Genomic DNA, 19310 nt, shown 5'->3' on the forward strand with positions numbered 1-19310 from the left:
AATATCAGATGTAATATGCTTACAATCTAGTTGTTTGTGTAGTTGTTTTGTTAAGAAGTGTAAATGAACTTCATTAAGTATCCAAGGATTTTTGGATAGTAGATACTAGTTATTAGTTTACTTAAATGGGAATGCGATTATGTAAATCTTATGCCTTGAAATCAATCTCTATCAGCGCATATACTTTACTATAAAGATAATGATATCAGGAGATCATTAAACGTGATATCAAAGGTTATTGTATGGAGCAAAAAAAAGGCTACCTGTTTCCAGATAGCCTTTGTATATATAATCAATTATTGATTATGCTTTGTAAAGAGGGTCAGCACCAATTGTACCAACAAGATCAGCCATGTAAGCATCAGAAGTGATGTAAGCTAATTTAGTTTTAGCAATTTCAATTCTTGAAGCCACATTCATATCAACAACTAACTCTGCATTTTCTGGCTGAGCAGCAAAATCTTCAAGATTTGCTAACTGAGAAGTGATAAATGCAGCAGATTGAGACTGACGTAAAGCCAAACGCTCTTTGTACCAATCGCTATTTACAACGTACTCACGATCGAAATATTTACGTAATTCAGGATCAGAAATTTCTTTTCCTTCGTACTCGCCGTAAGCCATAATGTTTAATAGAATCTTCAATGGAGGAATAGCTGCATCAATAGAACCATCAGCAAAATAAGCTTTTGCTACTTTCTCTTGTGCTTCGCAGATGTTGTTAATACCATCCACAAAATCTTCCATGCTTTGTACCTCAGGCTTCAACATTTCCTCGCTAAATACAGCTTTAGGCTCATCGAATAAACGGTTCATACAACGGAATGCGAAGTTTTCAGTAATTCTGTATCCTAAACGGCTACCTAATATTTTTTTACCTTCAAACTCGAAGTCTTCAATTTTCTCTAAACAACCTGTTTTAATTAATAACTCAGGATCTCTATCTTCAGGTACTAAACGTGCCCAAATTTCAGGAATAAGAAGACTGATATCGTGATCGAAACGGTTTTTACCCACATAACCTGCAGCAGAACTAAAGCCTTGGTACTCTGTTAAGATGTACGATAATAAAGCATTGTTAAGGTCAGCAGTTGGTGCTAACATGTTAAAAGGACCTTTTGTTAAGGCACCCTCTGAACCTGCACCTGTTGTTGATGGAGATTTACCAGTTAAACTACAGATGAAATCCATAAATAACTCTGGTAACTCTTGGTAATGAATCGGGTTATAAACACTTAATGGTCTAATACCGTTTTCTTTATCAACTGGGTTGTTTCTACGTCCTGGTAATACAGCATTTACTGGGTGAACAACTGCATCAGTAGCAGCAATTCTTCTGCGTAAACGGATACCTATTTCAGCTAAATAACTATCTTCAGTTTCTGTAGCGTAAACGTTTTTCTCTAAGTAACGTGGGTTTTTGGTAGGACCATCAGCCACAACACGTGTATGAGATGGAGTTACAAAATAACCGTCTTTATCGCTGTTAGCTACCTTAGTAATAAGATCTTTAACAGGTTGTGTATACTTATCAAAGTTGATTGCATCTTCAACTAACTCAATAGCATCTGCTTTACGCATAGGCTCATAGTTAGTTAGGAATGTTCCTGGAGTAACAATATCAAGCTCAGCACCTATATCGTAACCTCTAATTACAGCCTCATCCGGACGTTGGAATAAGTGAGCCTCACAGTTCTTAGTAATTTTCACACTCTTGTTAGCGTACTCTCCGTTTAAGTTAGGAATGCTGCTAGCAGGTAATGTAATAGAAGCTGTGATATCATCTTCCATCTGAATTTTATGAGAAGGAACAAAGTCAGAGCGTAACTTGTGTACTAACCAGTTGCCATCTTCTTTAAATCCAATACGAACGTAGCTACCCATTACTGGGTTGTTTTTGTAAAGTAATGTTGTGCCTTCGCGACCATTTACATACTCTACAGTCATATAATCTTTCCAGTTACCTGTTTCTTTATCGTTTCTGTAAAGACGTTTTACAAAAAGAACTAAAGTACGGATGTGTGCTGGAATGTTATTTAAGAATTCGTTGTACTCATCGCTATACTGTTCTGATGGCGTTAATAATTTAACTGCAGAACCTAAAGTACGTTTTGGGCTTAAGAAAGAACGGCTCTCACCACCTTCTCTTACCTCTTTCCAACGATCAGAGTAATCTTTATTGATTACTTCATCAGCTAATTTAAAATCAGCCTCTAAGTTTTGTATGTTAAAAGTACCATACTTAATAGCGTTTTGTAGTGATTTAGAAATCTCTGATTTACCACCACCAGATACTGTACATGGTTTGTGACAGAACATACCTTCTGCACTTGTGTGTACAATGCGCCATAATGCTTGAGTAGGGTGTTTTACCAACTGAAACTTGTCACCAGAAGGGTGTACGTAAGTTTTTTCAGGAGATAATTTTAAAGATCCGCCATCCCAGCTAACTGTAGATTTTTGGATATCGATATCAGCCGACTCAGGAATATAAATGATATTTGGATATTTTTTATCGATAGCATAACCTTCAGCTTTTACTTCAGCTTTGCTATTAATAAGGCTCATAGCCTCTTTGAAGCTGTATTTGTAATCGAATTTATCAGAGAATACATCCCCAAATACATTTTCACTCATAATACCACGAGGGAATGCAATGGCACCACCAGCATGCTCTTCTTCAACTAAACCGTAAAGGTTAGCAGAGAAACCGATTTGAGTTTTTACTTCTTTTTTAGAATAACCATAATAGTTATCTGCGATAAGCGTTATTACTTGTCCTTTTTCAGTTCTACAAGTTAATTTAAACGCACCACCTTCGTTGTATAATTCATCTTCGCTCTCGTAGCACATACCGTCTTTTTTCTGACGCTCTGTAGCTTCGCTAATATGCGGAAGACCAACATCTTTTTTCTTTAACTTAGTTAACTGAGGTGCAAGTACTACACAACCAGTATGACCAGTCCAGTGCTCTACATCTAATGCAGCATCGTTTTCTGCTAGGTTATGATCTCCAGCGTTACCGAAAATATTCTCAACAAAGTCAAGGTTACTAGCTAAACAACCAGGAGCGAAGAAACGAATCTCCATGCTTTTTTGCTCAATTACACCTGGAACCTCAGGACAAACAACCGGACGTAACATTAATGATAACATTACATTGGCTTTTTTCTCTTGATTGGCAGTAAAAGGCAATTGTTTTGACTCTACATCCGGATTTAATGCTGAATGTAATAAGTGTGCAAAAGTTACTCTTGGTACCTCTTTCTTGTCCAAAGGCACTGGCATACCACCATCAACAATGTGGAAAGTACCTTTAGTAGTTCTTTTATCAGCTTTAGGGTTGTTAAGAATACCTTGCTTTACTCTATAAGAGCTTACTAAATCATTCTTAAAAGTATCGCCGTTAGGTGGTAAACTAATTTCGCGAGCTAAACCTTTTTGATTTAATACAAATGTATTGTTAGGAATTTGTAATGATTTTCCGATGTTAACATCTTTAAGATAATCATCAATAAAGTTTTGAATTCTAGTGTCAACCGGAGAAAGGTGATCGGATAATAAACGTGACTTTTCTCTAAAGCTTTGGATTAAACCATCTGTTAGGTCTAAAAATTTTGCATTAGACAATTTTTTGTTTGAATCATTTTCATCATGAAACAAAGGTTGTCCAAGTGCAGCCAGCTGAAGATTTATGTACTGGATCATATCCTTACGATCCTTCTTAGTAGGCTTTAAATTTAATACTTCCTCTTTCATTATCTATTGATTTAATGGAATTTCTAATTTAGCGATGACAAAAATAAAAAATTAAAGATATTTTTCTTCATTTACTTTTAAATAAATAGTAGATAGGGTTTCTTAGATGATTGATTTATTTTTTTTCTTATGATTTAGTTACAGAATATTTTTTGAATAGAGTTTTTATAATCCTTATTCTATCATTCTTAAAATCAACCAAATTTACAAAAGGATTTCTTTAAACGGTAGAGATAATTGTTAAATATTAGTGAGCGAAAGTTATTAATTTCTAAATTTTGAGCGCGTGAATTATTAACAATGATTAACATCTCAGAAAGTGTTATTTTGAGGGTAGAGGCTTAAAATTACTGAATAAACTTTCATTTTTTGCATAAAAAAACGCCAGTATGTATGAAATACTGACGTTATTCATGTTTTTTTTGGTTTTTATGATCTATAAAAATTCCGATTCCCCAGTCTCAGAAACTTCTTCTACTTCTGAAATAGGTTTTAAGTTTTCAGGAATCTCTTCATTCACATCATCTTTAAAATAAGGGAATACATCCGCTATGGGACTTTCCATTATTTGTGTGATATCAAAATCAACAGTCATTCCACTCATTGACTCATTAATGCGCTCGTATGCTTCTTTAAGGTCAGAAGCAAGTACTAACATCATATTTGAAACTTTCTTTTCTTTACCAGCTTCTTCATCAATACTTACAAAAACAACTTTACATTTATACCACTTGTCTCCATCATCGTAAAAGAATAGGTCGGTATAATTTGCTTTTTTTATCGAGGGAACTGAAAATTCTCCACTTACGTATTGTTCCATTTCAGCATGAATTCTGCTTTCAGCTTCGGTATATGAAACGGCATCAATTAAATAGGGTAGGTTAACCTTTTTTTGTTTGCCTGTTTGTTCGTCTATTGCTTCGTATTTTACTTTACACTCAAACCAAGTATTCATTGTTTATCAATTTTCTGTTATTTTTTAAAGTATCGCAAAGATAGAATAATTCATGACTTTTTAATTGATGTTTTTGCGCAACTTTCTGTGCGGATAGTAATAGTAATTTTGGTATTTAATAGCTGATTTTTAAGATAAGGTGAAAAAATATTCACTCGTAAACTTCAATTATTGAGCGATTTGTAATAAATGTTTAAAATAAATCACATTAGAGTACGTGTAAAGTAATACTTGATTGTCTTTATTATGAATTACCAATATTGTAAGCTATAAGCATTAGTATATTGGACTAACATTTACCACTATGGAACAAACAGCAATAAGAAGAAATTTATATAAGGTTTTAAGAAAAACAGGTATTCCACGCGAAAGCATTTCAGAGGATGCAAATTTGCAAGAAGGAATATTAAAAGATGAGGTTGATTTAACTTGTTTCTTATTTTTATTGGAAACTAAATTTCAGGTTGAAATTGATAACTCTGAATTGAATAATATCCGATCGGTAGAATCTACAATCGAATATTTACAACAACATTGCGCATAATTAGAATAGGTGATTAAATAACAACTATTAAAAACCAGGCTGCTTGTCTGGTTTTTTTACATTAGGGACTAAGTATATTGAAATTGGTTTCTTAAAAACATTCTCTAAATCTTCATCGGGGGTGATTACATTATAATCTTTCCAAAAGGCAATATCCGTTTCCTTTATTTCATCTGCTAAAATATAATGGGTTTTAAACGACTCAGAATTTCTTAAAGGTTCATTATTATAGGTTGCATCGGAAATAAGCAATTCTGCCACAGCATGGTATTCTGAGCTTTGTTTGTTTCGTTTATCCGACATCCGAATTTTTAGTTCGCCTCTAACATTATTTAAAATCCATTTGTCATTTATGGGTCTGTAATTAACTCGATACTCTGTAAAGTAGGGGGTTGACTTTATTTTTTTTGCATGTTGTTTTATTAGGTAATCGGCGCTGTTCTTTAAAGAGCGTTTGGTCATTGCAAATTTCACAGAACTAAGAGCATAACTTTCTGTATCAATAATAAATTCGCCTTCGTAATACAAGTTATCTTCGGTTATAATAGGTTTAAACGATATTTTATACATGAGCCTATCATGTTCAATTATGTAGCCGTTGTGCTTATATACATATTCGGTATCCTTATCATTTGTATTAAAAAAAGATCGGTGTTTTACCACATCAAGTTTGGCAAATACAGCGGGGCCGCCAGCTAATTTGAGTCGTGCTACTGATACATCTGTTTCACTTTTTACTTTACGACCTTTAATAAATTTAACTCTTTCTTCATCGATGCTATTAGAGTATTCGCTTTTATCAATCTGAAGAACAGCCTCTGCTACATCAATATACTGACCATCCTGAATAATGGTTTCTCTGAAGAATGCTTTAAGCGTTTGTGGTTCGTTAATATAATTATCATTGAAGGCAGAAATGCAATTCTCAATTACCTCATCAGCTTTAATGTTTTTGATTTTAATTTCTTTAATCTGCACAAATTTTTCTCGCAGAGCCACAAATATACTTGTATCAGAATTTGGTACTAGATACCTTTTCTGATTATAACTTAATGACGAAACAACAATTGTGCTATGAGCCAGCGAATCGGGTATAATCAGAGAGAATTCTCCTTCAGCATTACTTATGGTTCCAAGTGCTTTTCCTAGAATGGAAATATTTGCATACGAAATGGGCTTATTGGTATTGGCTGAAAAAACAGTTCCGTTTACGATTAGGTTTTTACTACTAAGGACAGATTTCCGTTTTGCAAAATTATTAGTAATAATAATCTGATTACCTAAGGTATCTATTTTTGTATTGCTTAGGGTTTTGCCTAGAAGTTCGATTATTGAAATACCTTCCTCATTAATGCTAATGATAGAATCAGTAGGTATTGTGTTGGGATCGTATGAGAAGTCTACCTGATATTTTTTATTAAGCGAATCGAGTAGGTTCGAGATAGATATGTTTTCGTATTTAATACGAATTGGTTTTGTAATTTCCTTTTCACTTTGCGCTATTAGGGGTAATGTAGTAATACTACATAATATTAAGATGATAAGTATGTTTTTGATTTCATGCACAGATTTAGTTTATAATTTATATTGAGGTTTTTGAACTACTTACAAAGCTGACACTAATATTAAAGGTTTTTGAAATAACATCGCATATAAAATCAATATTACTTTGATTAAAGGTGGCACTAATTTGAGCTTCTTCAGAATTAAAATTCTCAGGTAATACAATTTCTACGTCATATATATCTTCAATTAAGCCAATAGCATCATTTAAAGGTTCTTTTTTAAACTTTAGCTTTTTAGTTTTCCATGCGATAAAATTGTTGTCGGTATTTTTAACTTTAACTAGCTTGTGACTTATCCTATTATAATATATTTTATCACCTGCAGTTAAATAATAAGCATCATCTTCGTTATTACTTTTAAATACTTCAACCGTGCCTGAAGCAACTGTTACAGCTGTTTGATTTTTGGTTTCTTTAATATTAAATGAAGTCCCAAGTACCTTAACCTTTATATCGCCAATATCTATGGTAAAAGGGGAAGAGGCGTTTCTTTTAACCTGAAAAAAGGCTTCTCCCGATAAACTAACTCTTCGTTCATTCTTATTGAAAGTATTATCAATTGATATGCTAGAATTTTTATTAATATCAACAACCGAACCATCAGGTAATTGATACTGTTTAACAATTAAATTACTTGTTTCAATTGTTTCAATATTATTAGAATTGAATACCGAGAATATACCAATAAGTAGTATTATTGCAGCTGCAGCAGCAAATACATAAGCAAAGCGTTGCTTTAATTTACTTTTATTAATTTGTGATTTTACTTTAGTATATGCATCGTCAACGTTGATTTGCTTGGTAAGCATAGCTTTATCGGTTTCGAATAAACCTGATGCAATTTGCTCCCACTCAACTTTGTTTCTCGGGCTTTGGTTTATCCAATCTTCAATATACAGTTGTTCGTTTTTATTGGCTTCACCACTTAAAACTTTGGTGGCAATATCCCAATCTAACTCATTATTTATATTACTAGTCTTCATTGTTCTTTCGTCTTTTATAACTACAACATTATTTGATATACTTGCTTCTTCAACTCACTAAGATTTACCCTTAGGTATTTTAGAGCTTTGCCCATTTGATTTTCTACTGTTTTGGGCGATATATTTAACTTGTTTGCAATTTCTTTGTATTTAAGTCCGTCAATCCTATTTAGCTTAAAGATTTTTTTCCTCTGTTCGGGTAATGTATCTATGATCGAATTTATTTTTCCTAGTACTGTTGAATCAGAATAATTGAGATATTCGATTTGAGATTCAGGATTTATTTTCGATCTGTATTTTTGTTCGTATTGTATCCGCTTTAGCTCATTATTACATCTATTTCTAACGGCGGAGAATAAATAGGCTTTTATCGATTGTATTTGGTATTTATGCTTCTTTTCCCACAAGAGCACAAATATCTCTTGGGTTATGCTTTCAGCCTTATCAATATCGTGCAGGTATTTATTGGCGAAAGCAACTAACCCGATATAATGCTCCTTAAAAAGCTTCTCGAATGCCCTTTCGTCTCCCTTTTTTATTAGTTCTATTAGTTCACTGTCCTTCATTAATCAAGGTGTTTATAGTATGACAAGGGAAAAAGAAAAATCCCCTATTAAAGTTATAACTTTTTTTAGAGGATGTGAATAAATAGGATTAATAATGAATTGTATAATAGGCTATTCCGTTATTTTAAAGGTGGTTAGTAGTGCACCTCGTTTTGAAGGAAAGAATGACTTTGAGCTGGTGATTACTTCTGCTTCTATGGGTTTTATAGAGGTGCCTTTGTAGTAGGTGTAATCCAATCTATCTTGGTATCCCTCAGTAAAAATAGGAGAGAATGTTGTGCCAAATACCTTAGTTTCATCAGGGAATATCTCGCGAAAGCTATCGGTATATCCCATTTTTTCAAAGTACATTGTGGCAGGGAAGGGGATTACAAGTCCATTCTTGTGGTCTTTGTTTTCAGCAGTCCAATCTAAATGAGATCCTGAATTAAGATCCCCCGAAATTATAAAGGCATCTCTTTTACTACCTTTATTACTTAATTGCTTCATTTCATTTAGAATGAACTGGACTTCTTTGCCTCGTGTGCTTTTCTCTTTTGAAACAATAGAATCTACATTAGATAATGAATTCATTAGTAATCCTCTAATGTTGGGTTTGTTGTTAAGCTTAATACTAGCAAGGTATAAGGATAAGTCTTTCTCAATATTAATTTTAACTACCCCAAAATTAGTTTCCTTATAAATATCAAAAGTTTGTTCGATGGGGTATTTACTTAAGAAAGAAAGGTTATTACTTCGTTTAAAATGATAGTATCCCAGTTTGTCTGCTATATATTCACCAGAATTATTAGTCTCCTGAAGGCTAACAAAATCAGCTTTAGAATTTTTTATAATTTCTGAAACCATATCTAGACCGGCTTCTCTTCCTTTTTCTTTACCACCATTCCATATGTTCCAACTCAGTACTTTAAAATCATTTTTGATAGGTTTTGTTCTGTCTACATCAATGCTTGAATTAAATTTATAGTACGATTCCTTAATGTTTGAAGGGAATAAAACTTTCGTCCATAAGCCTACCTCATCAATGCAACCGTAAAAGGAATCTTGTGCATAGTTTTTAGAATCAGGATCACAACCAATATGTATATTTCTGTTTCCAGATAAACTAGTTAGTTGAGCAATACTTAAAATGCCAACATTGTTGCCATCGTAATACAAATGAATTTCTTTTTGTGTTTTATTAACTACAACAGCAAGTTGGTGCCAGTTGCCATCGTTAATAATCTGTCGATAAGAGCTAGCTTTATAATTCCAAGTATTGGTGCCATCAGATATCTCAAATTTCCACGACCCTTCTTTGGTGGTTGATAGCATCCAGCCTTTTTCATTAGGCTTGTTTAAACTTTTATTTCCGATTATGGCATACTCTTCAAACGAACCGGATACTTGTTTAACCCATACAGCCATCGAGAATCCATTATACCGATCTAAATGCATTTTTTCTTTCGTATTTATAATCATCGGGATTCTTTGTTTGGCCGATAAGGATAAATCGAAGCACGAATCATTGATTCCACTTGCGTAGCTTAAGTATTGGCTTCCAATAGATGAAAACATTTCGATGCCAGTGTTTTTAACGCTGCCGTTAAAAGAATAATAAATTAAAGGGACTGAAGGGAGTTCTGTTTTGGTTTCAATAAAACGACAATTGGTAAATAAAAAAATAGATAAGATAATGTAGGTATACTTCATTAAATAGGGATTTATGTGTAGGTACTCCAATAAAAAGAATACTACTATTTTACGGTGTGTAGGTAACACCGTAAAAATAGTATTTATTATTCAATTTCTAAATATGGGGTATTTTTTAGCTTAAGAAGGAGCGCCTCTAGTTTTACTTCAAACAATTCTAATAATTCTTCAAAACGGGGATCTTTCTTTAAAAAAGCATTCTCCATTTCTATGGAAAGCGGATAAAGTTCAGTAGCTGCAATAGAGCCTGATATACCTTTGAAAGAATGTAAAAAACGAGAGGTAGTTTCTTTGTCCTTTTCTTTTATAATACTTTTTAGTTCCTCCATAAAACCAACATGGTCGTAATAGAAATTAACCAATAAGCGTTTGAAAAAGTGGTTTTTTTGCATAAATCGGTTTAATCCTTCTTGGATATTAATTCCATCAATTTGTGGGAATGTATCGGGAGTATCTTTAGATTCTTTTGCCTCCGATGAGGCACTAATTTCAATATTATTTTCATTTTTGAGGCTAGCGCAATACTTATAAATAGTTTTATAAAGCACTTCTGGTTCAATAGGTTTTGCCACTAAGCTATTCATGCCATAGCTGATACATTTTTCTCTTGTTTTTTCAACAGCATCAGCTGTTAAGGCAACAATAGGCAAATCTTGAGCATGTGGCAATTGTCTAATCTTTTTAGCAGACTCGTAACCATCCATAACAGGCATTTGAATATCCATCAATACTAAGTCGTATTGATTTGGGTCTTTTTTAACAGCTTGTAAGGCTTCTTGTCCGTTATTGGTTATATCAGCTTTGATATTTACTAAACCGAGTAATTCAGTGGTAATTTGTTGATTAATTGGGTTGTCTTCTGCAACTAATAGTCGCATTTCGCAAGTGCATTCGCTGAGTTTATTATAATAGAATCCTTCTTGGCTAGAATGTAAACTTCTGCTTTGAACTGATTTTCCCAATGACTTAAGAATAGCATCAAACAAATCAGAATAAGAAAATGGTTTGTATAAAATGCTGCTTACATTAAGCTCTTCTGATTTTACAATGATGCTTTCGTGCTGGTGGGCAGTAACCATTAGCATTTGTGGTAATTGAGTTTTAGAGAGTTTTGTAATCTCCTCAATGGTTTCAATGCCATCCATGTTTGGCATCATCCAATCCATTATAACCAACTGGAATTGATTACTATCATTCTTCTTTTTGATTTCTTCAAGTGCTTTTGTACCACTATTTACAGTGGTAACATGAAACTTGAAATTGCGAAGCATATCGGCAATGTTATTCAATACATGCTCGTTATCGTCACAGACAAGAATACGCAATCCTTTCATATCTTTAGGAATAACCGTGTTATTCTTTTTCTGAATCTCTTGCATATTTATGTTACACGTAAAGTAGAAAGTACTACCAACTTTATGCTCGCTTTCAACCCATATAGAACCATCCATTAATTCGGTGAGGTGCTTACAAATAGATAATCCTAAACCAGATCCTCCATAACGTCGGGTAGTAGAACTGTCTGCTTGTGTAAACGATTCGAATAATGATTTCTGTTGCTCTTGAGTTAAACCAATACCTGTATCCTTAACGGCAAAGAGTAATTCTATTTCATCGTTCTTAATAGAATTGGTTTTAACCTCAACAATAATTTCACCTTTCTCGGTAAATTTAATGGCATTGTTTACCAAGTTAACAAGCACCTGACTTAATCTTAAAGGATCTCCAATTAAGTTAAGAGGCACATCGTTATTTATGGCAAATACTAATTCAAGCTCTTTTTCATGGGCCTTTTGGGTAACTAATGTTGATAGTTCAGAGAATACATTCTCCAAATCAAAGTTTATATTTTCTAGAGTAAGTTTACCTGCTTCAATCTTTGAAAAGTCTAAAATGTCGTTTATAATCCCAAGAAGTGTTTTAGATGATAATTGTATTTTCTTTAAATAATCGTTTGTGGTATAATCTAAATCTTCTTTAACCAATGCTAGATGACTAAGCCCTATAATGGCATTCATAGGAGTTCGGATTTCATGACTCATCCTAGCTAAGAAGTCGCTTTTTGCATGTGTAGCTTGTTCAGCTGAGTTTTTAGCTTCTTTTAAATCAAGTGCATCATTTTCTTTATCGATAGTTATGCCAATTGTTGCAGTAAAGGCCTTTAGTAAGGATATGTTTGATTGAGAGATACTAATTGTACCCGATTGATAACCTAGGCCTAATACACCCCAAAAATGATCTCTGGTATGTATTGGTATTAGTAATAAATTAGTAAGCTTAAGACTTTTTAATGCAGGTTGGCTATTATCTAAATTAAAATCTATTACACTTTCTTTACCATCTTTTAAGGTAAAGTATTGGTTAGCTCCTAATTCTTCAAACGGTATTTTTTGAAGGCTTTGATTCACCGTTGGCTTAATTTGGTTTCTATTCCATTGAAATAACTGTGAAGTGATTACTTCATTGTTTTCTGTTTTTTCATTTTTCAGGATAAAACCAATATCATAATCGGAGCTGTCGGTGATTATTCGAGTAGCGATAGGCAGTGCCTCTTTTATGTTGGGTCTAGTAATTAATTCGTTAACAGAATCAGAGAGTCCAGTAAGGAAACGATCTCTTAATATAATCTCAGAAAATATCTTCTTTTGATCACTAACATCAATAATTACGCCTTGTAGCACATCCAAGCCATCACCTTTAGAGCGAATAGCCGTTCCTTTCTCACTCACCCAAAATTCTTTGCCAGTATTATCAATTAATCGATATTCAACTTTATACGAACTAAAATTAGTTTTTGCTTGAGTAATTATATTATTTACTTTCAGCAGATCATCTGGGTGAATAAAGTCGGTGAAATTAGATTTGCTTTCAATAAAATCAGCAGCTTTTGAGCCAGTAAGTTTTTCAACCTCATCACTAATGTAAAACATTTCTCTGTCGTAATCAGTACTCGATTGGAATACAATACCTGGAACGTTTGCTACAAGATTACGGAAAGTCTCATCACTTTTTTCGAGTGCGCGTTGTATCTTCTTTTGGTCGGATATATCGGTACTTACACCGCAAATGGCTGTAATATTTCCTTCTGCATCCTTAATAGGAAATTTGTTTGACAGATAAATAACATCTTGTCCCTTTATAAACAGCTTTTCCTCTTGTAGTAATGGTAGGCCTGACTCAATTACTTTTTTGTCGTTACGTGAAAAATTTTGGGCATATTCAATATCAAAAAGTTCAAAGTCATTTTTTCCAATAATATCTTCTTCCTTTTGATCTAATATGTTTAACCATTGTTTGTTAACCATAGTATAAAATCCATCTAAGTTTTTCAGATAAATTAGAGAGTTGCTATTATTTACTATGCTTGATAAAAGGTGTTTTGATTTTTGTAATTCTTGGTCTGACAAGTTTCTTTTTCTTTCATCAGCTCTAATGCTTTTAATAAAATAATTAAAAAGAAATATAGTCATAATAAGCGTTAAGGCTATAATTCCATAGAGTATTAATGCTCTGTTTTTAAGGTAGTAGAGTAGGGTTTGTTCTTCTATTTTGGTAGCCTCTTCTGCATAATATTGGGCTTTGTTAGCTATATTGAATATATGCTCTTCGGTTTTATTAATTTGAGTATTAATACTTCTTAATCGAACTAGAGCTACATCGTATGTTTTAACAAACGATTTAAGCTCCCCAAGTTTACTAACTATTAACTGATCAAAGTACTGTTCTTTCTTATTATCTATTCGATAAAATACTTTATTGATTCTATATTCAAGTTGTTTACTTCTAAATGCAACTGCAGAGTCGTTTGAGTATATAGGTGTAAAGTCTTGTAGTTCTATCAGTTCATAAATAGTGCTTTGTACAAAAGTAGCGTATGAATTGTAGTCTTTAATATCTACCTCATTCATTTCTTCAGGGGTAAATGCCCTGAGTTTATCGATGTTATTATATATTTTTCTTAAATCCTCAACTCTATTATTTCGTCTGTCGAGTAATAAAGAAAGTTCGCTATACAGTGAATTAATATTACTAACCGAAGAACTTACTTTGGTTAACAACTTTTGAGTTGATTTTTTAGTTACTTGTTCAGATGCAATTTGGGCTAAACTGTCAATCTTATTAGTAATCTTATACAAATTGTTTATTTCTAAAGTATCTACTCTTACAATGTCGCTATCATTTGCTAAACGCGCATGATATATGGAGTTTAGAAGAGAATTAACTGAATTATTTCGTTTAAGAATTTTGCTTGTTCTATTTGAACTATCAACAATAAGAACTGAGAGTAATATAGTTAACCCAAAGAAAAGTAAGAATCCCCAAAATACCTTTTTATAGGTTGGAGAATTATAGAGTTTATTTTGCATATATAGTAAATGTATGAGTTAGTAAATCTATAAGAATAGATTCTACCAACTATGTTCTAAAAGACTAAAATTTTGTATCATTGCTTTAACAAACCAAGTGCCAAAATTGTTAAAATATTATAATTTCATTGATGTATTTCGTAACTAATATAGCTTAAATGTTTTACCGTTTTCTTTTTATTGTTTTCTTTTTTTTTAGTTGTACTATTTTGTCAGCACAAACCCCTTCTATTGAGCTGCGAGGAGTTTGGGTAGCTTCAATTGCTAATATTGATTGGCCATCAAAAAAAGGCTTAAGCGAAAAGGAACAAAAGCAAGAGATTATTGATTTATTAGAATATTATAAAAAGTTAAATTTTAATGCTGTTTTTGTGCAAGTTAGGCCTTCAGCCGATGTTTTTTATAAATCTAAATTTGAACCTTGGTCAAGGTACCTTACTGGTGAGCAAGGAAAGAAACCTGGATATGATCCTTTAAAGTTTTGGATAAAAGAATCGCACAAACGCAATATTGAATTCCATGCTTGGATAAACCCATTTAGGATTACACAAAGTGCTTCAGAACAAATAATTGATAAGCATCCTGCTAAGCGGAATTCGAATTGGACTTTTAATTATGGAGGTAAATTATACTATAATCCAGGTGTACCTGAAGTAAGAAGGTTTATAGGTAACGTAGTTACTGAAATAGTAAATAAATATGAGGTGGATGGTATTCATTTCGACGATTATTTTTATCCATATCCTATTGCGGGAGAAGAATTACCCGATGCTGAAACCTTTAAACGATATAATGTAAGAAAATTATCAATTGAAGATTGGAGAAGACAAAACGTAAATGAAATTATTAAAGATTTAGGGAATATTATAAAAATAGAAAGCCCAAATGTTAAGTTTGGAATTAGTCCTTTCGGGGTATGGCGAAATAAAGATAAAGATGATCGCGGAAGTGCTACTAGGGCAGGTGTTACGAATTATGATGATTTGTATGCCGATGTATTACTTTGGTTAGAGAAAGATTGGATTGATTATATAACACCTCAAGTTTATTGGTCAGATGAAAATAAAGCAGTTCCGTATAATTACTTGGTAAATTGGTGGGCCCAAAATAGCTTTGGTAAGGACGTTTATGTGGGTCACGCACTTTATAAGGTTGATAGTAAAGATGGCGCTTGGCGAAATCCTTCAGAAATTCCAAATCAAGTTAAAAAAACAAGAAATACAGAAGGTGTTAAAGGAAGCGTTTTTTTTAGGCATAAATTCTTTTCTCAAAATAGTTTAGGGGTGTCGGATAGTTTATCTGTGCAATACAAATATCCAGCTTTGTTGCCAGTTTGTATAAATACTCCTAACAAAAAAGTTGCAACTCCTAATAAGTTAAACATCTCTAGAAACGGTAAAATTAAGTGGAAGTGTAAGGATAAATCGAGCGTGAAATATTATGCACTATATACAATTAAAGAAGGTGGTGTTAGACAATTAAAGTTAATTAATTCCGAAAAAAAAGCATTGCTAAATTCATTGCTTAAAGATGAAAATGGAGTAGTAGGAATTCAGATTACAGCGATTGATAATGTGAATAGAGAAAGTAAAGGATCGGATATCTATTATTTGTAAGTATAGTAAATAATTCTAGAATTGATTTTGATTTTAATTCTGAATCAATTAAGTGTGGTAGGTTAATAAGATATATGTTTATAATTCACTTAGAAAAAAGCGATTGATTATAAACAAAAGTAACGTTCAACTCTTTAATTATATGAAAATTGTCTGTAGGGAGTTTTCTTTATCAGCCTCTGAAAAATGAGAATAGAAAAGTGATTAACATATAATATTATCCCTAAAGTATTAATTATGAAAAAAATATTGCTTGCCGTATTAGCGGTTATTGTTTTAGCAATTTTAGGAGTTGCTATTTGGTTATATACCTTAGAATCACACTACAATGTAACACGATCAATTGTAATAAACAAGTCTGTTGACAAGGTTTTTCCTCTTGTAAATAATTTCAAAACATGGACCGAATGGTCGCCGTGGTTATGTATGGAGCCAGATGCAAAAGTAGATGTAACCGGAAGTGGTTCAGACATCGGTGATACATACTCATGGGAAGGTGAGTTGGTAGGAATAGGAACAATTGAGCATTTACAACTTGAAAGAAATAAACTTATCAACCAAGAGATTCGTTTTAAAACTCCAATGGAATCAAAATCGGATGTGTATTGGATATTTGAATCATTAAACGATTCAACATCGAAGGTGACATGGGGTATGAAAGGAGAGATGCCATTTTTTGCTCGATTTATGACTAAAATGATGGAGCCTTTAATTGGAATGGATTATGAGCGAGGTTTAAAAATGATAAAAGGATTGGCCGAAAAAGGTTATGTTGCTTCTAAAGTTGAGATTATAGGAGTAGTTGATATTCCTGAGATAGCATATCTTGGAAAGGCCCAAAGAACCACATTTGAAGATTTAGGACCTTTAATGCAAAAGGCCATGTACGATGTTTGGCAAGAGGTGGAAAAAAATAATCTTAAATCAACCAAAGGAATTACACTTTATACTCAGTTTGATATTTTTAATCCAGAGTTAGAGTTTGTTGCAGGTGGAGTTCTTGATGATAAAATTGAGGCCTCAGAAGGATTTATTTCTTCAACAATTGATGCGGGTAAAGCTGTTAAAGTTGTATTTACTGGCGATTATGAATATATAGGCAATGCGTGGTCAGCCGGAATGAGCTATATGCAAGGGCAAAAAATTATGCAATCGCAAGATTATGCGGGGTACGAATTATATATTACTAATCCGATGGATGAGCCTGACTCTCGCAAGTGGATTAGTGAAATTTATATTCCTGTAAAATAGATATTCTATAATATATTAAGCTTAATATGTAGCCATGCTAAACAAAGCATGGCTTTTTTGTGTTTGCCTGTAAATACTAATAAAATGCCTCAAAAAATTAAACAACTACATAAGCATTTGGTTACATCAGTTTCCGAAATAGCAGATAATTATTTTATACTGAGTTTTACACGTAAATTTAAATTCAAACCCGGTCAGGTTGTCGCTATTGCGCTTGATAAATCGCACGAACCTCGTTTGTATAGCATAGCAAGTAGCAATACTGCTAATGAAATGCGAATATTATTCGATATTAAACAAGAAGGCTTTTTAACGCCTAAACTAGCGAAATTAAAGGCTGGAGATTCAATAATGGTTACTGAACCATTTGGCGAGTTTATCCCTTCAAATTCAGAAGAGTGGTGGATTGCGACAGGTACCGGAATTGCCCCTTTTGTTTCTATGATTGAATCTGGCATTAAACCGCCTAAAAAACTAATATATGGAGCTCGATATCTCGATCAGTTTCTTTTTCAAGATCTGATGCTTAGTAAAATTGGTAATAACTATATGCGATTTTGCACACAAGAGAAAGCAGATAATATATTTAATGAAAGATTATCTGCTTGGATAGAAAGGCAAGATACTTTACCAAAGCAAATTAAATATTACCTTTGCGGCAATCCTGAAATGGTTGTAGATGTTCGAGACTTAATATTAGCAAAGGGCGTTCCTTTTGAAAATATTATGGCCGAGATATATTTTTAGTGCATCAATAATTAGCCATTTCGTTTAATTTATAAGATCATCATTAGCTAATGCTTTGATGTAAAAAAGAATAGTATGAGTAAGCAAGCATTGTTTGGAAAAACACTTAACGAGATAAAAGATATTTGCAAAGAGTTGGGTATGCCTGCATTTGTAGCCAAACAGTTGGCAGATTGGTTGTACAAAAAGAAGGTGAGTGAGTTTGACTCTATGGTGAATATCTCTAAAAAGAATAGAGCTATTTTAAGCGAACAATATATAATCGGTTTAACTAATTACAATAAGGTTCAGGAATCGGTTGATGGTACTAAAAAATACCTTTTTACTACTGTTTCTAATCAATTTATTGAAGCCGCATATATTCCCTCTGAAAACAGAAAAACACTTTGCGTGAGTTCGCAAGTGGGTTGTAAAATGGGTTGTTTGTTTTGTATGACAGGTAAACAAGGTTTTCAAAAGAATTTAACCACCGGTGAAATATTAAACCAAATGGTAAGTATTCCGGAAACGGATGAATTGACCAACTTGGTATATATGGGAATGGGAGAGCCCATGGATAATATTGAAGAAGTGATGAAAAGTCTTGAGATTATCACTTCCGATTGGGGTTTTGCTTGGAGTCCCCGTAGAATAAACGTATCCACAATAGGAGTTATACCTGCAATGCGTAAATTTATTGAAGAAAGTGAAGCGCATCTTGCCATAAGTTTACATAGCCCTTATAATGAGCAGCGTAAAGAATTGATGCCAATTGAAAATGTATATCCAATTGAGCAAGTGATGGATACGCTTAAGGAGTATGATTTTGGACGCCAGCGTCGAATTTCATTTGAGTACATAATGTTTGATGGGGTTAATGATAGTCCTGAACATGCAAAAGAATTGGTTAGGCTAATGTCTGGTGTAAATGCTCGTATAAACTTAATTAAATTTCATCCTATTCCTGACACACCTTTAACGGGTAGTTCAGATGTTATTATGGAACGTTTCAAAGAAGTTTTAGAACAGAAGAAAGTAATTACTACTATTCGAAAATCAAGAGGTGAAGATATTTACGCCGCATGTGGTTTATTAAGCACTAAAAAGATGTTAGAGAAAAACCAGGATAAAGATTATTAGAATACATATAGTAAAAATTATCAGGCCCTAAGTAAAGCACAATTCGCTGTACTTGGGGTTTTTGTTTGTGTAAATAGTTGTCTTGTTGAATTTTATGTGCTTTGATTTTTGGAGATTAAATTTTTTTGTGTAGCTTCAGTACTCCT

Annotated in this window: 12 protein-coding genes; 5 read left to right on the plus strand and 7 right to left on the minus strand. The window is 33.0% G+C overall.

The features are described from left to right. Window positions 1-303 precede the first annotated feature (303 nt). Entirely contained in the window at window positions 304-3759 is a 3456-nt protein-coding gene (locus A8B35_RS20050) for a hypothetical protein (RefSeq protein WP_068475415.1), read from the minus strand. 436 nt (window positions 3760-4195) lie between these two features. Beyond that, on the minus strand, window positions 4196-4714 hold the full coding sequence (locus A8B35_RS20055) for a DUF4494 domain-containing protein (RefSeq protein WP_068475417.1): 519 nt from the start codon (window positions 4712-4714) through the stop codon (window positions 4196-4198). 304 nt (window positions 4715-5018) lie between these two features. Between A8B35_RS20055 and A8B35_RS20060 the strand changes: the two genes are divergently transcribed. Further along, window positions 5019-5258: an acyl carrier protein gene (locus tag A8B35_RS20060; protein WP_068475420.1), complete on the plus strand. Its 240-nt coding sequence runs from the start codon at window positions 5019-5021 to the stop codon at window positions 5256-5258. A 27-nt stretch (window positions 5259-5285) separates the two neighbouring features. On the opposite strand, the gene A8B35_RS20065 is transcribed toward A8B35_RS20060, so the two are convergent. From A8B35_RS20065 to A8B35_RS20085, 5 genes are all read right to left on the minus strand, one after another. After that, on the minus strand, window positions 5286-6824 hold the full coding sequence (locus A8B35_RS20065; RefSeq protein ID WP_068475422.1) for a carboxypeptidase-like regulatory domain-containing protein: 1539 nt from the start codon (window positions 6822-6824) through the stop codon (window positions 5286-5288). 16 nt (window positions 6825-6840) lie between these two features. Further along, on the minus strand, window positions 6841-7806 hold the full coding sequence (locus A8B35_RS20070; protein WP_068475424.1) for a FecR family protein: 966 nt from the start codon (window positions 7804-7806) through the stop codon (window positions 6841-6843). Window positions 7807-7826: 20 nt separating this feature from the next. Then, entirely contained in the window at window positions 7827-8372 is a 546-nt protein-coding gene (locus A8B35_RS20075; protein ID WP_068475425.1) for an RNA polymerase sigma-70 factor, read from the minus strand. 111 nt (window positions 8373-8483) lie between these two features. After that, complete coding sequence (locus A8B35_RS20080) at window positions 8484-10064, minus strand: LamG-like jellyroll fold domain-containing protein (RefSeq protein WP_068475427.1); 1581 nt, start codon at window positions 10062-10064, stop codon at window positions 8484-8486. An 86-nt stretch (window positions 10065-10150) separates the two neighbouring features. After that, window positions 10151-14431: a hybrid sensor histidine kinase/response regulator gene (locus tag A8B35_RS20085; RefSeq protein WP_068475429.1), complete on the minus strand. Its 4281-nt coding sequence runs from the start codon at window positions 14429-14431 to the stop codon at window positions 10151-10153. Between the two features lie 209 nt (window positions 14432-14640). On the opposite strand from A8B35_RS20085, the gene A8B35_RS20090 reads away from it, so the two are divergent. The 4 genes from A8B35_RS20090 to rlmN all read left to right on the plus strand — a co-directional run bounded on the left by A8B35_RS20090 (window position 14641) and on the right by rlmN (window position 19164). Next, on the plus strand, window positions 14641-16047 hold the full coding sequence (locus A8B35_RS20090; protein ID WP_171973242.1) for a glycoside hydrolase family 10 protein: 1407 nt from the start codon (window positions 14641-14643) through the stop codon (window positions 16045-16047). Window positions 16048-16284: 237 nt separating this feature from the next. After that, window positions 16285-17298, plus strand: coding sequence for an SRPBCC family protein (locus A8B35_RS20095; protein ID WP_068475433.1), 1014 nt, complete (start codon window positions 16285-16287; stop codon window positions 17296-17298). 84 nt (window positions 17299-17382) lie between these two features. Further along, window positions 17383-18045, plus strand: coding sequence for an FAD-binding oxidoreductase (locus A8B35_RS20100; RefSeq protein ID WP_068475435.1), 663 nt, complete (start codon window positions 17383-17385; stop codon window positions 18043-18045). Window positions 18046-18120: 75 nt separating this feature from the next. Next, window positions 18121-19164, plus strand: a complete 1044-nt coding sequence (gene rlmN, locus A8B35_RS20105; protein WP_068475437.1) for a 23S rRNA (adenine(2503)-C(2))-methyltransferase RlmN — start codon at window positions 18121-18123, stop codon at window positions 19162-19164. Window positions 19165-19310: the final 146 nt, after the last annotated feature.

The organism is Saccharicrinis aurantiacus (genome assembly GCF_001660705.2).
In the GTDB taxonomy this organism is placed as follows: Bacteria; Bacteroidota; Bacteroidia; order Bacteroidales; family Marinilabiliaceae; genus Saccharicrinis; species Saccharicrinis aurantiacus.